This window comes from Candidatus Zixiibacteriota bacterium (assembly GCA_040752815.1).
Lineage (GTDB): Bacteria > Zixibacteria > MSB-5A5 > GN15 > FEB-12 > JAGGTI01.
On the sequence record JBFMGC010000092.1, the window covers coordinates 1 to 4,815 of the forward strand.

The following is a 4,815-nucleotide window of genomic DNA, read 5'->3' on the forward strand; positions in this document are numbered from 1 at the left end:
GGGGCGTGGGGGGCCCCCTTTCTTGCTGGGGGGGTACAGAAACGCCCGGTGGCCCACCTTTCGGGGGCGATGCGTTCCAGCGGCCGGTAGCCGCCGACATTCGTTCCGCTGGTACTTTTCCCAACTCACGAGTGTTATTATACTTGATACCGCCCGATCTCGGAGTAAAGATCGGGCATGCTGCCCATACGAAACCGGCATGAACAATGTTGCCGTGAAAGGTAGTCAGTTTAGTGAGATGACACTCTCGGACCTCAGGACACCATCGAGGAATCTACGATGAACGTGCTCATCTACGTTATGGCCGCACTGGTGGCGTTCGTACTGGCTTATCGCATCTACGGCCGGTTTATTTCCCGCGCCGTCGGCGAGGACCGCACTCGAATCACGCCGGCGGTCGAACTCAACGACGGCACCGACTACTTTCCCACTCGGCCGGCGGTGCTGTTCGCTCATCACTACTCGACTATTGCTGGAGCCGGACCGATTGTCGGCCCGGTGATGGGCATACTCTACGGAGTCGGCCCGGCCTGGCTGTGGGTGGTAATTGGGGCGATTATGATCGGCGGCGTACATGATTTGGTGGCGCTTTACGCCTCGGTACGCGAGCGGGGGTGCTCGATGGCCGAAATCGCCCGCAAGACACTCGGCCAGACCGGCTTTCTACTCTTTATCGGGTTCACGACCATTCTGATCGTCCTGGTGACCTCGGCCTTTCTCGCTTTGACTGCCGTCTCGCTGACCTCGCTCCTGCCGCTGAATAATCTCGGCCTGGACAGCGCACAAACGCTGCTTCGCACACGCGACATCAACGGCGTCCCACACGGGATCATCGGCGGGATCGCCTCGACCTCGCTGATAGTTGTCACGTTGTTTGCGCCCCTGATGGGATATGTTGTGATCAAGCGCGGTCTGCGCACGCTTCCCGCTTATCTCCTCGCAGCGGCTTTGGGCGCGGTGTCGATCTATGTCGGATTTCAGATTCCGGTTGCTCTCGATCCCAGGCTCTGGATGGTGATAATCGCAGTTTATACGCTGATGGCCTGCCAGGTGCCGGTCTGGTGGATTCTTCAGCCGCGCGATTTTGTAAATGTCCAAATCCTCTATGCCGGTATGGCGGCGATGGCGGTCGGGCTGATCGTGGGAGGTTTCCAGGGAGCGCACCTAACCTACCCGGTGTCTAATATGGCCGCAGGCGCACAAGCCATGGGGCCGATCTGGCCGTTCTTGTTTATCACGATTGCCTGCGGTGCGATATCGGGCTTCCATTCTCTTGTAGCCGGGGGGACGTCCTCGAAACAACTTCAATCGGAAGGCCAGGCTCGCATTATCGGGTACGGCGGGATGTTGCTCGAGGGAATGCTGGCGGTGCTGGTACTGGTCACGGTGGGATCGTCACTCAGCTACACTGAGTACATGCATATCGTTTGGCCGGAAGTCGGCCAGGGGAACCCGATTCTCGGTTTCGCCTATTCCATGGGGCATCTGCTTAACTCGACCTTCGGACTTCAGGTAGCTCTCGGCTCGGTGCTCGGCATTCTCGTGGTCGAGGGGTTTTTGATCACCACGCTTGATACGGCGGTCCGGCTGAACCGCTATCTCCTCGAGGAACTGTGGAAGACCGTTTTTGCCCGCCCGCCAAAGATCATTCTCGAGCGCTGGTTCAACTCCGGTGTGTCGGTGCTGCTTATGGTCCTGGTGGCGTGGGGTGAGGGGTGGAAATCGATCTGGCCGCTCTTTGGCTCGGCGAACCAACTCCTGGCGGCGCTAACGTTAATTGCAGTTACGGTCTGGCTGCACCGCGCCGGCAGAAAAAGTTGGTTCACGGTCGTACCGGCGGGGATCATGATCGCAACAACAATAGCCGCATTAGGTTATAAGCTGTTTACTGACTACCTGCCCAATGGCAGCTTACTCTTGGCATCGACCGACATCCTGCTGCTGATCCTGTCGGTGGGTGTGCTGCTCCTGTCCTTGCGCCAGTTCTCCCCGGTTAGGGGTGCCCCCGAGATCTCGCCGTCCGCATAATCCGTTAAGCGGCAACAAATAATGCCGATTATAGCCGGTATACGGCTGAAAGGCCGATACCGGCATGAAACTGTTTCTGGACCGCAACCGCACCCTTCTGCCCAGGATTGACGTTGTCTTCCTGCTCACCAGGGTTCTGACGTTTGCGTCGATCGGCTGGTTCGCCGTTTTTGGCGACTACGCCCGGGCCGACGCGCTTTTCTTCTACATCGTGGCGGGATCCTACGCGCTGCTGATCGGCCTGTTCCTGGCCGGCATGTACGGTAGGTTCGACCTGAAACTGGCCTATCTCGGATCGATTTTGTACGACGTTCTCTTCCTGCCGCTTTTCATCTGGTTCACCGGCGGGCTGGATTCGTCGTTTTATCTGTTCTTCTTTCTGACTATCGCAGTGGCGGCTTATGTGCTCGTCTTTGCGGCGGCGCTCACCGTGGCAATCGTGCTGACCGGCATGTATCTCGCCCTTGTGGCGGGACAACTTGAAGTCCCGGACCTGTTCGGCTTCTCCATGCGCATCGGCTTCATGTGGATTTATTTCCTGGCCCTGGCGTATGTCTCGGAATACATGCGCAAGTCTGAACGGCGGCTGATGAAGCTGTTCAACACGCTGAACCTGCGCACGTCGGAACTGGAAAAATCCCAGGCCCAGCTGGAGCTGATCTATGAGAACACTCGTGTGCTGGCGGCGATTCTGGAACCGGATGACGTGGTAAAGGAGGTCATGCGCATACTGGGCAGCACCCTTGGATACTCGACGTATGTCATGATCCTCAAGAATGTAGGTGGCCGCTACTATTACCGCGCGCGATGTATTGCCGGGCGCACCTCCTACAGTCTGCGGCCGCTGGCGATTGCCCGCAACCAACTGATTGCCCGAGCGGCCAAGGCTCACGAGGCTATTCGCGTCAATGATACGACCACCCGCGATGATTACGAACCTCTGACGGCAGAAACCCGCTCGGCGATCATCATCCCGATGACCTTCCATGGTCACGCTACCGGTTTGCTCCTGGCCGAGTCATCCGAGCCCGGATTTTTCAGCGAACGCGACGAGCAGCTCCTCTCGGTGGTGGCGCGATCGGCGGGACTGGCCCTGGAGAACGCCCAACTTCTGAAACGCACCGAAGAGCTGACGATCATGGATGAGTTGACGGACTCTTATAACTACCGCTACTTCGTGCAGAAATTCCAGGAAGAGAAGCGGCGGGCGGTCCGATATCACCTGCCGCTCTCCATCATCATGATAGACATCGACTGGTTCAAGAAACTGAACGACGGCTACGGCCACGAGGCCGGCAACGCGGTGCTGCATCGCCTGGCGCAGGTGATCAAAGAGTGCGTACGTGACGTCGACATCTTCTGCCGCTACGGCGGCGAGGAGTTCGTTGTCATTCTGCCGCAGACGCCGCTGGCGGAGGCGCAACGCATTGGCGAACGGATCCGCACGCAGGTGGAGAGCACGATTATCGATACCGGTCAGACCGGCAAGGTGAAGATCACGGTGTCGATAGGCGTCAGCTCGTATCCGGAGAACGGCCGGTCGGAGGAAGAATTGGTCAGCGTGGCCGATCAGGCGCTTTACAAGGCCAAAGGAAGTGGAAAGAATCTGGTGTGTGTATCGTAGCCCATGGTAAACTATATTCCAGGAAGGGCCGCCTCGGCGGCGTGTGAATATGCAGGAACTGCTTAAACGTATTGGACAACTGTTTGTTCTCGGTTTCCCCGGTGAGGAACCGCCGCCGGCGTTTCTCGACTTTGTTGGCGAGGAACAGATCGGCGGCGTGATTCTCTTTGAAGAGAACTGCCCCACTCATATCGCGGCGCGGGAGAATATCCGCCGCATAAATCTCCGGCTGGAGACACCCCCGCTCGTGGCGATTGATCAGGAAGGGGGCCGGGTCTGCCGCCTGAAGGGAGCGCCCGCCGAGTTCAAGGCGGCCGCCGATTACGGCCGTCAGAACAGCCTCGAGCACTTCCGCGAGGACTACCACCGTGCGGTTGTGCTGATGACCTCTCTTGGGATAAATCTCAATCTTGCGCCGGTCGCCGATCTCTTTCTCAACAAAAAGGCGGTCTGCCTCGAGGGACGGTGTTTCGGCTACGATCCCGCCAAGGTGTCGGATTTTGTCAGGGTGTCGGTAGCGGTAGCCCACAGCCAGGGCATGCTCTGCTGTCTCAAACATTTTCCCGGACTCGGCGCGGCGGCTATCGACCCCCACCAAGATGTAACCAAAGCGAGCTACGATCGCCTGCTCTGGGAACAGCGGGAGCGCATACCGTTTTCGGCCGGTATCGACGCCGGCGCCGATCTGATCATGAGCACGCATATGATAGTCGACAAGCTGGATTCAAGGATGGTTACCGAATCGTCGAATATTGTCACCAACCTGATTCGCGAAAGCCTGAACTTTGACGGGCCGCTTATTACCGACGATCTGACCATGAAGGGTGCTGATAGTCTGGGCGATTACGGGCAGCGTGCGGTGGCTGCGTTCAACGCCGGGCACGACCTGCTCTTGTTCTGTCATGATTTCGAAGCGACTGTTGAAGCGTTCGATTATTTCGTGAACGCAGTGCGGGCGAGTGAGATACCGGCAGAGCGTCTGCGCACGGCGCTCGACCGGGTCTCCGGAGTGAAACTGAAGCTGGGAAGGCCGGTCCTCCGCTGAGATGAACTTGCCGCGCCTGCTCGGAAAGTCGAGACTGGTGGTACTCGGTCTCAACTCCGGTACGTCCGCCGACGGCCTCGACCTGGCGGCGCTTCAAATCGACCGCTCGCGCGGGCAG

Annotated in this window: 3 protein-coding genes; all 3 read left to right on the plus strand. The window is 58.5% G+C overall.

The features are described 5' to 3' along the window. Positions 1-279 precede the first annotated feature (279 nt). On the plus strand, positions 280-2,028 hold the full coding sequence (locus tag AB1772_13120) for a carbon starvation CstA family protein (protein ID MEW5797282.1): 1,749 nt from the start codon (positions 280-282) through the stop codon (positions 2,026-2,028). A 64-nt stretch (positions 2,029-2,092) separates the two neighbouring features. Continuing rightward, positions 2,093-3,652 carry a sensor domain-containing diguanylate cyclase gene (locus tag AB1772_13125; protein ID MEW5797283.1) on the plus strand — a complete coding sequence of 520 codons (1,560 nt, stop codon included), beginning with the start codon at positions 2,093-2,095 and terminating at the stop codon, positions 3,650-3,652. A 49-nt stretch (positions 3,653-3,701) separates the two neighbouring features. After that, positions 3,702-4,697 carry a glycoside hydrolase family 3 N-terminal domain-containing protein gene (locus AB1772_13130; protein ID MEW5797284.1) on the plus strand — a complete coding sequence of 332 codons (996 nt, stop codon included), beginning with the start codon at positions 3,702-3,704 and terminating at the stop codon, positions 4,695-4,697. The last annotated feature ends 118 nt before the right edge of the window (positions 4,698-4,815 follow it).

Coding starts and splice junctions, on each gene's coding strand:
- AB1772_13130 (MEW5797284.1), top strand. CDS start 3,702: ATGCAGGAACTGCTTAAACGTATTGGACAACTGTTTGTTCTCGGTTTC.
- AB1772_13125 (MEW5797283.1), top strand. CDS start 2,093: ATGAAACTGTTTCTGGACCGCAACCGCACCCTTCTGCCCAGGATTGAC.
- AB1772_13120 (MEW5797282.1), top strand. CDS start 280: ATGAACGTGCTCATCTACGTTATGGCCGCACTGGTGGCGTTCGTACTG.